This is a genomic window from Verrucomicrobiaceae bacterium, from assembly GCA_016713035.1.
In the GTDB taxonomy this organism is placed as follows: domain Bacteria; phylum Verrucomicrobiota; class Verrucomicrobiia; order Verrucomicrobiales; family Verrucomicrobiaceae; genus Prosthecobacter.
The window spans coordinates 1492673-1510524 of the sequence record JADJPW010000001.1 but is presented as its reverse complement, the minus strand read 5'-3'; the positions used below and the strand labels follow the sequence as shown (position 1 = coordinate 1510524).

The window sequence follows — 17852 nt, the reverse complement described above, 5'->3', positions numbered from 1 at the left end:
AATGCGGCCATCAGGGCCCTATGGCAGTCCCCACGGCCCACGCAGCGCCAGATAATCCGCCCGTGGGAGCAGCACGTAATGCGGTGCCGCCGCAGGATCGAGCCAGCGCAGCATCCGCACCAGATCCGTCTCCGCCATCGTGGTGCAGCCCGCACTCGGCGTGGTCGGACCACGGCGGACATGGAAAAAGATGGCACTGCCATAGCCAGCGGCGGCTGGTTGCTGATTATGGCGGATTTCGAGCATCCATTTATAAGCCGCATCTCCGAGGCGCATTTTTTGCTTCTCGAACCACGGCGGCACCCCCTGACGCGGATCAATGCGGACATGGCGGTTATAATAGGGGCTGTGGGAATCATCTACATAGGCATCCCAGGGCCCTACCTGCACATACGGCCAGCGAGCAGGCGGGGTAGGGGAGTAGCCAAAGAGGCTGCCGAGCTGGAAAATGCCCGCTGGTGCCCTCCAATCCTTTTCGACTTTCATCGGAATGCCATTTTGGGGCACTCCGAAGACTCCACGCCCCCAGGCCAGACCTTTTTTCCCGAGCAGCACGGGCACCGGCTTGGCAAAGACGGGCTGCCAGGCCTTTCCGGCACCGCCACGCTGGTAGCACTGGAGCGTCGCCGTATTCGCATTCCAGGAGGCGGCCTGCGCCACGATGACCTGACGCACCGCCCGCCCGAGCTGGGCCTCCGCTGTTATAGAACTGATGAAAAAGGCCGAAATCAGGCCGAAAAGCAGGGTCAGGGCGGACTTTTTTTGGAAAGGAACTTTTTGGTATTGCATGGGAAGGTGGTTTTTGAATATAACCATTTAATCAGCCCTGCCGGGTAATCTTTGGCTTCAGGTTTTGGGGGTTTTTTTCCTGAGGACCGAATCCGGCAGGGTTGTTTTTTTGCCTGTGAAGGGTGGATTCTCCTCAGGTGCTCTCTCTGTGATTGATTCGCTCAGTTCTGTGTTTAAATCAACGCTGCCCATGTCCAACCATCGCCTTTTTCGCCTCTTCCTGCTTCTGCTGGCCACAGGCCTGCTCTCTGGCTGTGTCACTAGCTCGCAGATCGTGCTCGATTACGTGCCGGGGAAGGGGGCGCGGCTATGGCGTGGTCAGCCGGACTTCGCGCTCGGTGCCTTCGCGAATCGGCGCGGCATCGACTCGCGCATCCTGGGGCGTGTGCGTAGCATGGCGGGCGTGCCGGGCTCCGTCCACACCGCAGTCCCGCTGGAGCAGATGACGGCCAATGCCTTTGCCTACGCCCTGAAGTCCCGCAAAATGCTCACTCGCCGTGCCAATGCCCGCTACCTCATCACGGGCGATGTACTCACCTTTGATGCAGGCCTCATCACGCGTCCCTTTGCCCATGTCCGCGTGCGGATGAACGTGCTGGAAATCCAGAGCGGGCGGGTGGTTTTCACCAAGATTTACCAGAGTGATCGTGGGAATGCCTTTCAGCGTGGCCACATCCCGCCGGTGCAGGAAGTGCGTGAAATCGCCTCCCGTGCCCTCCAGGATGTCGTGGACGACGCCGTAGATGACCCAGAATTCCGCTCCCGCTTGCAGATGCGCTATGAGCCCCTACCTGGCCCCAGTGATGGCATGCCCCAGGGGCCCATGGACGGCCCCGGAGGCCGGGATGACCTGGAATACCCCATCCCTCAGTCCCCGAGACCACAGACAGGCTTCTTCTGAAAAACAAAAGAGCCTGGAAAGGGCCAAATCTACCACGGAAGCCGTAAAGGCCCCCCTTTGCCAAATCTCCCTCGAAGCGGATGTCGTAGGCAGATTTCGGGCTTTTTCCGCTTGCCGATATGATACACACCGCTAGGATCGACCCTTCATTTCGGGACAGAAGTTACTTTTTTGACGAGAGTGGGGCCTCCCCCCGCTCTCTTTTTGTCTCGGCATAAGACATTTTTTGTATGATCAGCGAACTCAAAGCACTCTTTGACTACTACGAGAAGGAGAAAGGCATCGACCGTGGAAAAATGGTCGAGGCTCTCTCCCAGGCACTCCTTGCCGCCTCGAAGAAGACCATCGGGCCTGCACGCGAGCTGCGCATCGACATCGATCCAGACAAAGGCACCATCAAGGCCTTTGCCAAGCTCATTGCCGTCGAGACCGTCACCAATCCCTTTGAAGAACTGCCGCTCGGCAAAGCGCGGAAAATCGTCAAAGACGCCCAGCTCGGAGATGAAATCGAGCTCGAGGTCACCCCTGGCAACATGGGCCGTATCGCTGCCCAGACCGCCAAGCAGACCATGCTCCAGCGTCTCCGCGTCGCTGAGAAAGAAAATCTCTACGAGGAATTCAAAGACCGCACTGGTGACGTCGTCAGCGGTGTCATCCGCCGCTTTGAGAAATCCGACGTCATTGTCGATCTCGGTAAATTTGAAGGCCTCATGCCCGGCAAAGAACGCGTCTCCACCGAAGAATACACCATCGGTGACCGCATGCGCTTCTACGTGAAGGCCGTCGAGCAGGACACCGGCCGCGGCCCAGAAATCATCCTCTCCCGTGCTCACGCCAACTTCGTGCGCCGCCTCTTTGAATTTGAAGTGAGTGAGATCGGTGACCGCACCGTCGAGATCGCCAGCATCTCCCGTGAAGCCGGCTACCGCACCAAGGTGGCCGTCCATTGCTCCGATGAGAAAGTCGATCCCGTGGGTGCCTGCGTCGGCCTGCGTGGTGCCCGCGTCAAAAACATCGTCCGTGAGCTCAATAACGAAAAAGTGGACATCATCCGCTGGAAGCCAGATCCAGCCGAATTCGTCCGCGAGGCCCTCAAGCCCATCAAAGTGCTCACCATCTCCGTGGACAAGGAGCGCAAGCAAGCCCGCCTCACCGTCAGCGAGGAAGAACTGAGCAAAGCCATCGGCCGCCGCGGCCAAAACGCCCGCCTCACCTCCAAGCTCGTCGGCATGGACCTCATCATCGAGCGTGATGAACACGCCGAAGAAGTCTTCAAAGGCCAGATGGGCCACGCCGCGCAGGATCTTCAGGTCGCTCTCGGTATCTCGGATGAAGTCGCCCGCCAGCTCATCGAGGGTGGTATGGGAGATCTCCGCACCCTCGCCACCGGAGTCGATATTGATGACGTCACCGAAGTCCTCGGTGGTGATCGCGACCTCGCCGAGCAAATCCTTGCCAAGGCACAAACGAACTCAGCCGCATCCTCTGCGGAATAGCCCGTTTGCTGCCATGAACACCCTTTCAGCCAACTTCACAACTCAGCCTCCACCAGCCGTCACAGCGGCTAGACTGCCTTTTTTCCCAGAACTCACGCATGCCCAGCAAATCCTCCTCATCAAAGCCCCTCAAGCCCGCCGACACCGAACCCGGTGACGTGGAACTAGAGGTCGAAAGCCCAAAGCCGAAGAAATCCCCCGGCAAAAAGGTGCTTTCGTTGATCGAAGACGATTCAGATAAGCCCAAGGCCAAAACTGCCCGCAAAGAAGCCTCAAGCGTGCTCCCCCGCATCGGCGCAGCACCCAAAAAGACCGTCAAGGCTGCCCCAGAAGTAATCGAGGAACCTGCCGCTCCCGCCGAGCCTGAGAAACCCACTCTCGACGACCGCAAAAAGGCCGCATTGAACCTTTTTGACGAAAAACCAAAGCGCCGCGAGCGCCCCGCTGCCACGCAGACCTCCGCGCTCCCCCCCATCTCGCTCCTCCTGGAAGAGCCCGCTGCGCCGAAACCCATCGCCCCCCCTCCGCCACCACCTCCGGTAGAGGTAGTCGTCCCCGAGTTCGAGCTCGGCGAAAACGGCGAAAAAATCATCCAGCTCAAGCCACCGATCATCGTGAAGGACTTGGCCGAGAAAATGGGCCTCAAGCCCTTCAAGGTCATCTCCGAGCTCATTCCCTTCAAAATCTTCGCCAGTGCCGATAAGTCCATCGACATCGAGATTGCGGAAAAAATCTGCGAAAAGCACGGTTTCAAGCTTGAGCGTGAAAAGCGCGAAAAAGGTGCCGGCGTCCACAAAGTCGAAGAAGTCATCGTCGAGCCCGAGGCCCAAGTCGTCGAAGAAGTCGCCGAGGAAAAACTCGCTCTCCGTGCCCCCATCATCACCTTCATGGGCCACGTCGATCACGGCAAAACATCCCTCCTCGATGCCCTGCGCAAGACCACCGTCGCCGCAGGCGAAGCTGGTGGCATCACCCAGCACATCGGTGCCTACTGCATCTTCCACGATGGGAAGCCTATCACCTTCATCGACACTCCCGGTCACGCCGCCTTCTCTGCCATGCGTGCCCGTGGTGCTCATGTCACGGACATTGTCGTCCTCATCATCGCCGCAGATGACGGCATCATGCCGCAGACCAAAGAGGCTCTCGCCCACGCCAAAGCCGCCGGCGTTCAGCTCATGGTCGCCATCAATAAATGCGATCTGGCCACCGCCAATGTCATGCGCGTGAAAAGCCAGCTCCAGGACATCGGCCTCGCTCCCGTCGATTGGGGTGGTGAGATCGAAGTCATGGAAGTCTCCGCTCGCAGTGGCCTGGGACTCGATAGCTTGCTCGAAACCATGGCCCTCCAGGCCGAAGTGCTCGAACTCAAAGCTGACCCGAAAGCTCCTGCTCGCGCCACCGTCATCGAAAGCTCCATGGTCGCTGGCAAAGGCCCCGTCGCCACCGTCATCGTCGGCCAGGGCACACTCACCGTCGGTCAGGCTTTCATTTGCGGCCCGCATTGGGGTAAAGTCAGAGCACTGATCAACGATCGCAGTCAAAACATCAAAGAAGTCCTCCCCGGCATGCCCTGCGAGGTCATCGGCTTCTCTGACATGCCAAATGTAGGCGACGAAGTCGTCGTCATGGACAGCGAGCGCGTCGTCAAAAAACTCAGCGAAGAGCGCCTCGAAGAGCTACGCCAGAAAAAGCTCGCCACACCGCGCCGCAGCACCCTGGAGCACCTTTTTGCCTCCATCGAAGAAGGAAACAAAAAAGCCCTCAAAATCGTCCTCAAGACAGACGTGCAGGGCTCCGTCGAGGCCATTTCCAAGTGCCTCAAAGACATCAAGAGCGACAAGATCAATCTGGAGATCCTCCACTCCGAGGCTGGCTCCATCAACGAATCCGACGTTCTCCTCTGCTCCGCTTCCGACGCCCTCATCATCGGCTTCAACGTCAAAGTCGAAAACAAAGCCCTCGCCGTCGCCAAGCGCGAAGGCGTCCAGATCAAGCTCTACTCCATCATCTACGAGCTTATCGATCAGGTCAGAGACGCCATGCAGGGCCTCCTCGACCCCATCACCCGCGAGAAAATCCTCGGCCACGCCCGCGTCAAACAGGTCTTCAAGGTCAACAAAGGCTACGTCGGCGGCTCCGTCGTCACAGACGGCCTCATGCACCGCAAACAGCGTGCTCGCGTTCTTCGCGACGGTCAGGCTGTTTATGACGGTGGCTTTGAAACGCTGCGCCGCTTCCAGGATGAAGTCCCAGAGGTCCGCAACGGCCTCGAATGCGGTATCAAGCTCAACGGCTTCTCCGACTACGAAGAAAACGACGTCATCGAGTGCTACGAACTCGAAAAAATCGCCCAGACACTCTGAAGTTAAATGCAGGTTCTCGGTTCCCCGTTCGCGGTCATCTCCCGCGTTCGGGGAACCTCAACCAGTGAACCGACAACAGCGAACCGAGAACTCCCATGAAACTCCGCATGCAAAAAGTCCGCGAGCTGATGCTCAGGGAGCTCTGCGCCGTCCTCGAGCGTCATTACCGCTTCGACGACTGCCTCGTCACGGTCCACGATGTCCTCCCCACCGAAGACCTACGCCATTGCAGCGTCTTCGTCGGCGTCCTGGGCAAGCCAGACAAGCAGGAGCCTGCCATCGCTAAGCTCAATCGCGAGCGTGGAGCCATCCAGCGTGAGCTCTACAAGCGTGTCAAACTCCGCCAGAGCCCCCAGCTCATCTTCCGCCTCGATCGCACCACCGAAAAAGCCGTGCCACTCATCCAGGTCATCGACAGCCTGCCCGCTCCCTTCTCGGACGAGCCGCCAGCACCACTTTGAGTGTCATTTCGCTGAGCGTAGCGACTCCAGCTGTGTCTTCACGGCGGCATCATAGCCTGTGAGTTTTGCTGGGTCATCCTGGCCGCTTTGCAGCAGCTTCTGCGCGATGGCATAGGCACTGGAAAAGTGGCCATCCAGATCCGCATCCACCCAGATCGGATTGGTCGAGCCGATGACGCGGGAGGTGAAGGTCTTGCTGCTGGCCTGATACGGACGCGGAATCTCCCAAAAAGGTGCCGTCACGCCCGGCCCCGTCGCGATCGCTACGAGGTGTACATCATGCGCGGGTCTTGGCAGAAGGAGAGTGAGCTTTTTCTGGATACCAGCCCGCGCAGCATCCTCCACGGCCTCTTCATGGATACAGATGCCATTCGCATAGAGGGCGATGTGATCCACGCGCGACCACGCTGGGCCACTCACGGTGATTTCCACCTGAAATCGCTCTGGCAGACCCGTGGCGAGGTCTCCGACGCCGAAACTGCCTCCCACACGCATGTTCGTAAGTAAACCCAGGCTGGGCAGCAATCGGCCCTCATCATAGCTGCGCCAGACTTCATCCAGATTCAGTCCCGCAGGATCAGCATCCTTCGCCGCGACATATGTGCGACCCTGGCCCAGGATGAAGCGGTTCACGTCATGCGTATCACTCGATGCGATGGCCGCAATTCGATGTCCGCGATTAAGCAGTGCAAACCAATCGCGGTAGAGCAGGAAAATATCCGTCTGCATCGCTGCAGAGGTGATCACCTCCAGCGCATCCACATCCAGCGCAGCGGCATCCCGGTGCCTACCGGTGCTCGGATTGAAGTGCAGCCCTCCGAGCGGGACAAAACCACTATGCAGGTCCCGTGGATGATTCAGCGTGATCACCTTCACCCCTGGCGTGGCGCGGATCGCTGGGATGAGCCGCGACCATTCATCATCCTGGTGATTCACCACCGCTGCACCCGGCTGGATCGGGAAGGCATTGAAGTGACCGTGCTTCGTCGTCACCTCATTGCCGATGATCGGTGTGAAAGCCGCTGCCACGCCAGATTTGGCCGCTATCGGTGCATAATCGGTGTGATGATTGTGATCCGTGGCCACGGCGAGCTCGATGCCTTCGCCCGCGATGGTCAGCATGCGCTCGTCGATCCGCGCATCCCCATGGCCGCTGTGCGTCAGAGTATGAATATGGCTATCTGCCGCGATCCATCCTGTGGTGTCCACCTCGCGGCGGAGCGTGAGTTTTGCCTCCTGGGCGTCACCGGCCTTCAGCGTGATTTTTTGGAGCGCCACACTCCATTCAAAGCCGCGCCCGGCACGCAGCTCATACTCACCCGCTGGCATCGCGAGCGTGGCATGGCCGCTTTTGCAGTAAACGACGCCAACTCGCGTCGCCACATCACCTGTCGGCGTGGCTAGGAGCGGCTGGAGTGTGCCATCCATCCGCGTGAGCGTGAGTCGGCACGGGATCGAGCTTCCAGTCTCCGCCTCAGTCACTTGGACGTCGATCTTGGCCGCACTTAGGAATGTCTGCGCCTTCTCTGGCACGAGAAAGATGGGGCCGACCTCGATGTCGTCGAGATTGGCAGGTGCTTCGATCAGAAGAGTATTCTCGCCATCCTTGATGCTCCCAGCCGGGACGCTCAGGAGCATTTCCATCGGTGTTTCCGCTGGGGTCAGTGAGCCTAGCTTTTTGCCATTCAGCAGGATGGGCCAGTTTTGCTTCACCTGGCTCTGCCAGAGACGCAGCGTGTGCTCCGTGGCATTGCTTTTGGCGGTGAAATGCAGTTCCAGCCGTTCTGCATCGACAGCACGCTCTTTGAACTCCTCCCACTCATAGGCCCCTTTACGCCCTAGATGCAGCCGCCGTGGTTCTAAGACGGTTTGCTCAGCCGATGCCGAGGCTGCGAGGCTACCGAGTGCTGCGAAGAAAAGAGGAAGAAAATGCATATCGTCCCATCAGGAACGCTTGAAGCACGCACTGGCTGTCAGGTGCGTCTTGATCTACTTGGCAAAAGTTTCCCGCCATCCCCGAAAGTCGCTCTTTGAATTCCTTCGTCATTTGCAGCATAGAGCAGCTCGAATGTCCCCCTCACCTCCGCCCCAGACTCGTCCGCGAAAACTCGCGACGCTGTTCTTCGTCACGGCGGTGCCCATGGGCATCTGGAGCGTGCCCCTGAGCACTGTATTCAAAGCCCACGGCCGTGAGCATCTCGTCCCCTGGGTGCTCGCTGCCACCAGTGTCGCCGCCTTTATCTCTCCACTCTTTGTCGGAGCTCTCGCGGATCAAAAAATGGCACCTGCACGGCTGCTGCGCTGGCTGGCCATACTGACCTCCATCACCCTCGCGCTGACCTGCACCGCGCTACGTCTGAGACTGAGTGATGGTGCCGTCCTCGTCGCCGCGCAGATCCAGGCTCTCGTCGCATTGCCAGTGTGGAGTGTGGCCAGTAGCATCGTTTTTTCTCAGCTCCAGAATGCCAAGCGCCAGTTCGGGCCACTGCGTGCCTGTGCCACCTTCGGCTGGATGTGTGGCTGCTGGATCGTCAGCTTCATCCTGCATTCAGACGAGTCACTGACCGGCGGCTTCGTCGCGAGTGCCTTGTGGCTCCTCGTCGCGGCGCTCACGCACATGATTCCGGCCATTCCGCCGCTGGAGAGCTCCCAGCCACGCACCTGGGCGCAGATCCTCGGGCTAGATGCACTCTCCTTGCTCAAAAATCGCGATCACCGCGTCGTCTTCATCACCGCAGCACTCTACTGCGTGCCATTGGCTGCTTTTTATCCCTACACCGCGCTCCAGATACGCGAGCTCGGTGTGCAGAGCGTCTCCGCATTCATGTCCATCGCGCAGACGACGGAGATCCTCGTCATGCTGGTGCTCGCAGGCGTGATGGCCCGCTTTCGGCTGAAATGGGTCTTTCTCTCCGGCATCGCCATCTGCGTTGTGCGCTACGCGATGAATGCCATGCACACGCTGCCCTGGATCACCTTTGGCACCTTCCTACATGGCTTCGCCTTCACCCTCTACTTCATCACCACCCAGATTTACCTGGAGGAGCGCATCGACCCGCGCTGGCGTGCACGAGCCCAGGCCCTGCTAACCCTGCTCATGGCCGGTTTTGGCAACATGGTCGGCTATCTCGGTGGCGGCTGGTGGCATCATGCTTGTAAAATAGATGGCCACACCGACTGGCAGCGCTTTTGGCTCGGTGAGACCGCACTCACGGCTGCCGTGTGCCTCTTCTTCGCCCTCGCCTACAAAGGCCGTGGCAAGCATCTCCCCGCTTGAAACTCGAATCCTTAAACTTGAAACTCTGACCATGTTCACTGGCCTCGTCGAACTCACCGGCTCCGTCCTCTCGCTCGAATCACGCGGCGACAGTGCCCGCCTGCTCATCCAGGCACCCACACTCGCACCAGAGCTACAGCTCGGTGAAAGCGTCGCCGTGAATGGCTGCTGCCTCACCGTCACCGACATCGTGGACGGCGCTTTCGCCTTTGATCTGCTCATGCAGACGCTGCGTGTGACGAGCCTCGGTGATCTACAAACTGGCTCCCTCGTCAATCTAGAGCGTGCCATGCGCCTCGGGGATCGCTTTGGCGGCCACTTCGTCCAGGGCCACGTCGATGACACCACACGCATCCTCGATTTCAGCCCGCATGGCCAGGATCATCGCCTCGAAGTCGAGTTCCCAGCCGCACACCACGGCCTCGTCATCCCGAAAGGCAGCATTTGCCTCGATGGCATTTCTTTGACCGCCGCCGAGGTCACAGACAGCAGCATCACTTGCTGGATCATCCCGCACACCTCGCAGGTCACGCATCTGCACACCAAAAAAGCCGGCGACCGCCTCAACGTCGAATTCGACATGCTCGGCAAACATGTGCGCCAGTTACTTCATAGAAGTTGAGCAATTGCAGACGTTGGAATTTTTCCTGCGAAATTGGAATAGCCTCTTTCCGGAGGCTCCGCTTAAATCGCGCCCAATTCCAAACCGACACTCCCGAACGTGTTTGAACTCTTCCAGGCCGCGATCTCGCCGCATCAAGTCCTACTCTCGCTCCTTTTGGTGCTGGTGGTTCTTTATTGGCTGCTCGTCATCCTCGGAGCGCTCGACTTTGAAACCGACATGCCCGACGATCTTGGTGATGGGAGCGATGGAGGCGACGGACACAGTCATCATGTTCACGGTGTGAATACTGGCGGTGCTTGGCTCACTGCTGGCCGTTTCTTTGGTTTTTCGCAGGTGCCTATTGTTGTGTGGCTGAGCTTCATGGTGGTTTTCATGTGGTTCGCCTCCCTCGTGCTGAACCAAAAGTTCAATCCCGCCGCTAGCACGCTACAGGCATTCGTCCTGCTACTGCCGAATCTCGTCGCCAGCCTCATCGCGACCAAACTCGTCACCATCCCTGTTGCCAAGCTTTTCAAAGCCATGGCGGATGCCGATACCGAAGCCGAGGAAGTCATCGGCCGCACTGGAACCATCTGCTCGATGGAAGCCGATGAAACCTACGGCCAGCTCGAAATCACTACCACGGGCGTTCCGGTGCTGGTCAACGTCCGCACTCGCGAAGGCTCTTTCTCCAAAGGCACTCAAGCCCAAATCACCGCCGCAGGCCCGGATAACGCGTTTTACTTCATCGAAACCACCAAATCAGAAATCTAAAATCCAAAATCTAAAATGAATACACCACTCGCCGTCCTCCTCGAAGGCAGCATCCTCATCGGAATCATCTCCATCGGCATCTTCCTTGGCGTGCTGATCCTGTTCTCGCGCTTCTTCCGAAAGGTCACACAAGGACAGGCCATCGTGCGAAACGGCATCGGCGGCACCAAAGTGTCCTTCAACGGCATGATCGTCATCCCCGTGGCTCATCAGGCCGAGTACATGGACATCTCCGTGAAGCGCATCGAAATCGAACGCAAAGCGAACGAAGGCCTCATCTGCAAAGACAACCTCCGCGCCGACATCAAGGTGGCCTTCTTCGTCCGCGTGAACAAAACGCCGGAAGACGTGCTTCGCGTCGCCCAAAGCATCGGTTGTGCCCGTGCGAGTGCTGTGGACACCATCCGCACGCTGTTTGATGCCAAGTTTTCCGAGGCGCTAAAAACCGTGGGCAAGCGCTTCGACTTCGTTCAGCTCTACAATGAGCGCGATCACTTCAAGAGCGAGATTTTGAAGGTCATCGGCACCGATTTGAACGGCTTCACCCTCGACGACTGCGCCATCGACTTCCTGGAGCAGACGCAGCTCGAAAACCTCGACCCCGACAACATCCTCGACGCCGAAGGCATCAAGAAGATCACCGAACTCACCGCCGCCCAGGCCAAGCTCTCCAACAACATCCAGCGCGACAAGGAGAAGGTCATCAAGCAGCAGGACGTGCAGGCTCGTGAAGCCATTTTGGAGCTGGAGCGCCAGCTCGCCGAAACCGAGGCCAAACAGAAACGCGACGTCGAAAGCGTCCGTGCCCGCGAAACGGCCGAAATGATGAAAGTGCAGGAAGAAGAGCGCCTGAAAGCCGAACGCGCCAAAATCGCCGCTGACGAAGAAATCGCCGTCGCGACGCAAAACAAGGATCGCCAGGTTTTGGTCGCCCAGCGCAACAAAGAGCGCACCGATGCCGTCGAGATCGAACGTGTCACTCGCGACCGTGACTTGGAGATCATCGAGCGTCAGCGTGTGACGACGCTGAAAGACATCGAGAAGGAAAAAGCCGTCGAAGTGGAGAAAAGAGCATTCAGGAGGTCATCAAAGACCGTGTGGCCCTCGAAAAGACCGTCGTCGTCGAACAGCAGAAGATGAAGGACGCCGAAGCCTTCGCCACCGCCGACCGCGAGAAGCAGGTCGCCCTCACCAACGCCGAGAAAAACGCCCAGGAGCAGCTCATTCAGAAAATCAAAGAAGCCGAGGCCGCCAAGCAAGCCGCCCAGCTCGCCGCCGAACAAGCCGCCTTCACCGCCATCAAAGCCGCCGAAGCCGCCAAACAAGCCGCCGAGCTTCACGCTCAAGAACTCCTCACGCTGGCCGAGGCCCGCCAAGAATCCGCTTCCAAAGAAGCCGCTGCCGAGAAATCGCTCGCCGAAGGAAAAACTGCCACTTCAGCCGCCATCGGACTCGGCGAGGCCCAAGTCGCCCTCGCCAAAGCCGAAGCCGCGCAAAAGCAAGGCTCCGTCGATGCAGAGGTCACGCAGCTCAAACTCGCCGCTGAGGCCGATGGCATCACGAAGAAGGCGCAGGCCATGAAGCTGCTCGAAGACGCCGGTCGCCAGCACGAGGAGTTCAAGCTCAACCTCGACAAAGACAAGGCCGTGGCCCTCGCGGAGATCAACATCCAGAAAGACATCGCCGCCGCCCAAGCTGGCGTGCTCGGCGAAGCCATGAAGTCCGCCAAGATCGAGATCGTCGGCGGCGAAAGCCAGTTCTTCGACAAGATCACCAGCGCCATCGGCACCGCCCGTGCCGTGGACCGCATGGTCGAAGGCAGCCGCACCCTTACCGACGTGAAGGAGACCTTCTTCAACGGCGATCCCGACTACTTCAAAGCCCAGCTCAAAACGGTCGTCGATCAATTCGGCCTCACCGCCGAGGACACGAAGAACCTCACCTTGTCCGCTTTGTTCGCCAAACTCATCGGCCTCAATCCCGATGCCGGCACGCTCAACAAGCTCACCAGCATGATCGGCGCTGCGGGTCGTTTTGGCCTGAGTGAGTCCAATGTGGCCGGTTTGCTGGCTGCGAAGGCGAAGAAGTAATATGGAGCGCCGACGATTCGTCGGCCTTGAAGAACTCTAAGCCGACGACTCGTCGGCACTCCATATGGCTGATCCCACACCACCTCCCGCAAACTCTTCCCCCCAGCTCGAAGCCGGAGCTTACGAAGTCATTCGTCAGCGCCTCGCGAAGCATGGCGCGGAGTTGCAGCGTCGGCTTGATCTCCTCAACAACGACCGCAAGGCCGAGTTTGGCGGCATTGAGACGGCCTTGCTGGCGACGGCACGGCTGACGACGGACAACAACTGCGTGCCACGCGACATGGCGGCCATCGGGCCGAAACGGTTTCTGTTTGGCTACAACGTGCACCTCGGGCTGCGCTCGACGATGAAGATCGAGGATGTCTTCGCGGTGTATGACTTCCAGGACGGCGATCACAGCTTCCACACGAACAAAGAGGCCATTCTGGGCGATGCACAGTTCGCGGAGGACTTCGCTTACCTGCACAGCTACTACAAGCACGCCACGTTTCTGAAGTTTCACCGCATCGGGCCGCATCTTTACATGGGCTTCCAGGTCGGGCAGCGGGCGACGGAGGTGAAAACCTTCAAATGGCTCGTCGATGATGAAAAAGGCACGCTGAAATACCTCGGCAACCGCAGCGACCATGAGTTCGTCTTTCCCACGCCGCAGGAGTTCGCGTGGAAGCGGGCCACGCGGGACATGTACATCCACGGCGAGCATCCGCACATCAGCATCGAGGACCGCGTTTTCGTCGAGACCATTGGCGGCGATTTGACGGTCAAAGTCGAAAACAACACCGCCACTGGTCGCGGCATTTACAGCGAACCGGTGGACAACAAAGACCAGACGCTCGATGACGCGGAGGTTCATTACGCCATCGTCGGCAACCTCATCCTGATGAAGGTGCTGCCGTATCAGGAGAAAAACTGGCGTCACCTCGTCTTCAACGAGCGCACGCGCGAGGCGCATCGCATCGACAGCATCGCGGAATCCTGCGTGCTGCTGCCGGACGATCACGGCATCCTTTTCCCGCATGGCTATGTGCTGCAAACCGGCGAAGTTCGCCGCTTTGAGACTGGATTGCCGCCGATGCGCTTCGAGAAGCGTGTTTCGGCCGCGAATGGCGAGGACACGTTGTTTGTGTTCTCGCATCTCGAAAGCGGATCGTATCTGCTGCTCAGCTACAACCTCATCACGCAGAGCATCGCCACACCGCAGCCCTGCCATGGCTTTTCGCTCTTCCCGACGGGTGAGTTGATCCTCTTTGATGCCGATGCAGAGCCTCGGAAGCACCATGTCATCCAAGTTTGGCGCACGCCCTATCTGACAGCGGATGTGAGCGAGGCAAAGGCATCGCAAACCTTCCTCAGCAAGATCGGCAACGCCGAGATTGTCCGCGCGATGGCGGAATGTCGCGGCGTGATGACGCTGCTGGCCAAGGATGACTCGTTCAGCGGTCTCTACGTCGAACTGGTGCGAAGCTGCGGTGACATTTCGGATAGTTACTTCTGGGTAGGCAAGGAGGAGGCCCACGATCTCAAATCGGCACTCACGGAGATCAAAACAACCGCAGAGGCGGCGCTGGGTGAGTTCGAAAAAGTGCGCCGCATGCGCAAAACGGCAGCGGAACAGACGACGTCGCTGCAAGAGAAGTCGCAGAAGGCCATCGCGGCGGCGACGAACACCGATCCGAATGACATTCTCGGCTTTGTGCAGCTTCTGACGACGCTGCGCGAGTTGCGCGGGCAAATCATCGCGCTGCGCGATGTGCGCTACACGGACGCGGCGGTCATTGATGCGATGGACAAGGCCGTCGCCGAGGCGGGAGACAAGCTCAGCGCGAAATGCGTGGCCTTCCTGCTCAAGCCGGAGGCGCTGGACCCGTATCGGAAGCAAATCACCGAGCAGCAGGCTCGCGTGCCCGCTTTGACGAAGGTCACCGAGGCACAGGAGGTCGAGGAGGCGCTGGCGAAGTCGAGCAGCGAGCTGGAAATGCTCACCGCCATCGTCAGCGGGCTCAAGATTCAAGATGCGACGGAGACGACGCGCATCATCGAGGGCATCAGCACGCTGTTTGCGCAGCTCAATCAGGTGCGCAGCGTGCTCAAGAATCGTCGCAATGACCTGGCGAAGACGGAAGGCGCGGCGCAGTTTCAGGCGCAGCTAAGTTTGCTGAGCCAAAGCGTGCTGAACTACCTCGAAGTGGCCACCACGCCGGAGAAGTGTGATGAATCGCTCACTCGCGTGCTGGTGCAGATCGAGGAGATGGAGACGAAGTTCTCCGACTTCGACGACTATGCGGCGGAGCTGGTGAAAAAGCGCGAGGAGGTGCAGACAGCCTTCGAATCGCGTCGCCAAAGTCTCACCGATGCGCTCAATCGGCGCTGCGGCAGCCTTGGACAGTCGGCGGAACGCATTTTGACGAGCATCCGCAACCGTCTCGCCAGCTTCGCGAAGCCGGAGGAAGTGCACGCTTGGCTCGCCGCCGATGCGATGGTGGCGAAGCTGCGCGATTTGATCGACGAACTCCGCAAGCTCGGCGACAGCGTGCGGGCGGATGAGCTCACCACGCGGCTCAAAACCGTCCAGCAGGACTCGCTGAAGCAGATTCGCGACAAGTCGGAGATTTTTGTCGGCGGCGATCTCATCCAACTCGGGCAGCATCAGTTCAGCGTGAACAAGCAGCCGCTGGAGTTGACGATTTTGCCGCGCGATGGCGGTTTGGCGTTTCATCTCACCGGCACGCGGTTCTTTGAAAAGGTGGAGAATGCGGAACTGGAGACTCTGCGACCCGTTTGGGATCAGGCGGTCGTTTCGGAGAATGTGGAGCTGTATCGCGCGGAGTATCTCGCGTGGCAGATGCTCAAAACCGGCTCCGAGGATGCAGAAGGCTTCATGGCGCAGCGATACCATGAGGGTTACACCAAAGGTGTGCACGATCATGACGCCGCTTTGATCCTGAAGCCGCTGCGTGAGATGGAGCTGGCTTTGGGGCTGCTGCGACATTCACCGGCCTCGCGTGGCTATGCGCGGCTGTTTTGGCATGGGTGGGCGAAGGATGCGGAGAAAAAGGCGTTGGAGGCTCGGATGCGCTCGAAGGGGCGGATGCGTGAGTTTTTTGGAGAGAAGGCCGTGGAGCCTGACGCAGGGCTTTTGAGCCGAATCACTGACTTTTTTGGCAACAGAATGGCTGGCAACAGAATGTCTGAATCTCATTCTGTTGTCACCCATTCTGCTGCCAATTGCCTTCTCGACGAATTGCAGTCGAAATCGCCGTTCACGCGGTCGGTGGCGGCTGTGGAGCTGTTGCGGGCGTTTCGGAAGGAACTGACGGCAAAACGGGCGGCGAAGGATTTTGAGACAACGATGACCGAACTGGCTGCGCAGCCGGTTTTGGCGTTTGAGATCGCTTTGGAGTGGATCACGGCGCTGAATCCGAATGCGGATCAGGGCGTGCGCATTGAAACGGCGGCGATGGTGGTCACGAATGACCAACCGCCTGCGGCGACGCCGACGGAGCCGGTTTGCAAAACGACGATCACCGGGCTGACGGGCACGCATGGCCGAATCAGCGAGGCGAAGCTCGAACTCGATTACCATGAGTTCACCGCGCGGTTGCGGAAGTATGAAAACGAGGCGGTGCCGCAGTTTGAGGCGTTTCAGCGACTCAAGCACGAGCTGAGCGTGGCGCGGCGGAAGGATTTGAGGCTGGATCAGTTCAAGGCGGGCGTGTTGAGCTCGTTCGTGCGCAATCGCCTGATCGATCAGGTTTATCTGCCGCTCATCGGCGCAAACTTGGCGAAACAGCTCGGCGCTGCGGGGAAGGACACGCGCACGGATCGCATGGGCATGCTGCTGCTCATTTCACCGCCTGGTTACGGCAAGACAACGCTCATGGAGTATGTCGCCAGCCGACTCGGCATCACACTGGTGAAGATCAACGGTCCTGCGCTGGGGCATCAGGTGACCTCTTTGGACCCGAGCGAGGCGCGGAATGCCTCGGCGCGGGAGGAGATCGAGAAGCTGAACCTCGCTTTCGAGATGGGTGACAACGTCATGATCTATCTCGATGACATCCAGCACACGAATCCGGAGTTTTTGCAGAAGTTCATCCCGCTGTGCGATGGCACGAGGAAGATCGAAGGCGTCTTCAAGGGCGAGGCGAAGACTTATGACCTGCGTGGTCGCAAGGTGGCCGTGGTGATGGCGGGGAACCCTTACACCGAGGTCGGTGGCAAGTTTCAGGTGCCAGACATGCTGGCGAATCGCGCGGATACTTACAACCTGGGCGACATCCTCGGCGGACATCAAGAGGTGTTTAAAGACAGCTACATCGAGAACGGACTCACTAGCAATGCCACGCTGGCGCGGATCGCTGCGCGGAGTCATAAGGATGCGCTGGCAGTGCTAAAAATCGCTCAGACTGGCACGCGGGAGGGAGTCGAATTTGAAAGCAGCTTTAGCGCGGAGGAGATCAACGATGCCGTGGCCGTGATGGAGAAGCTGCTGCATGTACGTGAGGTCATTTTGAAAGTGAACCAGCAGTATGTGGCCAGTGCAGCGATGGAGGATGCCTATCGCGTGGAGCCGCCGTTCAAGCTACAAGGCAGCTACCGGAACATGAACAAGATTTCGGAGAAAATCCTCCCCATCATGACCGATGCGGAGGTGCGGCAGCTCATCGCCGATCACTATCGCGGCGAGGCGCAGACGCTCAGCGGCGCTGCGGAGGCGAATTTGCTCAAATGGCGTGAAATCAATGGTCTGAGCACGGAAGAGGACAAAGCACGCTGGGAAGGAATCAAGCGCACCTTTAAGCGCAATCTGCTCACGGGTGGTGCAGGCGAGAATGATCCCGTCACGCGGATCAGCGGCCATTTGAGTGCCCTAACCGAGGCGGTGAGCCAGCCAACACTATCCGACATGACCATCGCGAAGCTGAAATCCATCATCGATGGCCTGCGGGCGGTGCCGGTGAATGTGGAGATCAAGGTGCAGCCAGTGGAAAAAGAAATGGCGAGCTCAGAGCCGCCAATGGTCGTGGAGAGCGCGGTGGAGCAGCCTTCAGCGTAAAATTCACTTCGACTCGCGGGGCGGGGAAGTGGCGGTGG

Annotated in this window: 10 protein-coding genes and 1 pseudogene; 9 read left to right on the top strand and 2 right to left on the bottom strand. The window is 59.0% G+C overall.

Annotation, left to right across the window (positions count from 1 at the left end; all coding sequences use genetic code 11):
• Window positions 1-18: 18 nt before the first annotated feature.
• On the bottom strand, window positions 19-789 hold the full coding sequence (locus tag IPK32_06445; GenBank protein MBK8091620.1) for a L,D-transpeptidase family protein: 771 nt from the start codon (window positions 787-789) through the stop codon (window positions 19-21).
• A gap of 190 nt (window positions 790-979) precedes the next feature.
• Between IPK32_06445 and IPK32_06440 the strand changes: the two genes are divergently transcribed.
• The 4 genes from IPK32_06440 to rbfA all read left to right on the top strand — a co-directional run bounded on the left by IPK32_06440 (window position 980) and on the right by rbfA (window position 6013).
• Window positions 980-1690: a hypothetical protein gene (locus IPK32_06440; protein MBK8091619.1), complete on the top strand. Its 711-nt coding sequence runs from the start codon at window positions 980-982 to the stop codon at window positions 1688-1690.
• A 230-nt stretch (window positions 1691-1920) separates the two neighbouring features.
• Window positions 1921-3186, top strand: coding sequence for a transcription termination/antitermination protein NusA (gene nusA / locus IPK32_06435; protein ID MBK8091618.1), 1266 nt, complete (start codon window positions 1921-1923; stop codon window positions 3184-3186).
• A 98-nt stretch (window positions 3187-3284) separates the two neighbouring features.
• Window positions 3285-5552: a translation initiation factor IF-2 gene (infB, locus tag IPK32_06430; GenBank protein ID MBK8091617.1), complete on the top strand. Its 2268-nt coding sequence runs from the start codon at window positions 3285-3287 to the stop codon at window positions 5550-5552.
• Window positions 5553-5647: 95 nt separating this feature from the next.
• A complete protein-coding gene (gene rbfA, locus IPK32_06425; protein MBK8091616.1) occupies window positions 5648-6013 on the top strand; it encodes a 30S ribosome-binding factor RbfA in 366 nt (121 codons plus the stop codon).
• A gap of 3 nt (window positions 6014-6016) precedes the next feature.
• On the opposite strand, the gene IPK32_06420 is transcribed toward rbfA, so the two are convergent.
• Window positions 6017-7948 (bottom strand): PHP domain-containing protein, encoded by a 1932-nt coding sequence (locus IPK32_06420; GenBank protein ID MBK8091615.1) that lies wholly within the window; start codon window positions 7946-7948, stop codon window positions 6017-6019.
• A gap of 133 nt (window positions 7949-8081) precedes the next feature.
• Between IPK32_06420 and IPK32_06415 the strand changes: the two genes are divergently transcribed.
• The 5 genes and pseudogenes from IPK32_06415 to IPK32_06395 all read left to right on the top strand — a co-directional run bounded on the left by IPK32_06415 (window position 8082) and on the right by IPK32_06395 (window position 17814).
• The gene (locus IPK32_06415) at window positions 8082-9290 is read left to right on the top strand and encodes an MFS transporter (GenBank protein ID MBK8091614.1); all 1209 of its coding nucleotides are present in this window, start codon (window positions 8082-8084) and stop codon (window positions 9288-9290) included.
• 31 nt (window positions 9291-9321) lie between these two features.
• Window positions 9322-9912 carry a riboflavin synthase gene (locus tag IPK32_06410; GenBank protein ID MBK8091613.1) on the top strand — a complete coding sequence of 197 codons (591 nt, stop codon included), beginning with the start codon at window positions 9322-9324 and terminating at the stop codon, window positions 9910-9912.
• A 99-nt stretch (window positions 9913-10011) separates the two neighbouring features.
• Window positions 10012-10668, top strand: coding sequence for a DUF1449 family protein (locus IPK32_06405; GenBank protein MBK8091612.1), 657 nt, complete (start codon window positions 10012-10014; stop codon window positions 10666-10668).
• Between the two features lie 15 nt (window positions 10669-10683).
• Window positions 10684-12758 (top strand): annotated as a pseudogene (locus IPK32_06400) (flotillin family protein).
• A gap of 64 nt (window positions 12759-12822) precedes the next feature.
• Window positions 12823-17814 carry a DNA repair ATPase gene (locus IPK32_06395; GenBank protein ID MBK8091611.1) on the top strand — a complete coding sequence of 1664 codons (4992 nt, stop codon included), beginning with the start codon at window positions 12823-12825 and terminating at the stop codon, window positions 17812-17814.
• Window positions 17815-17852: the final 38 nt, after the last annotated feature.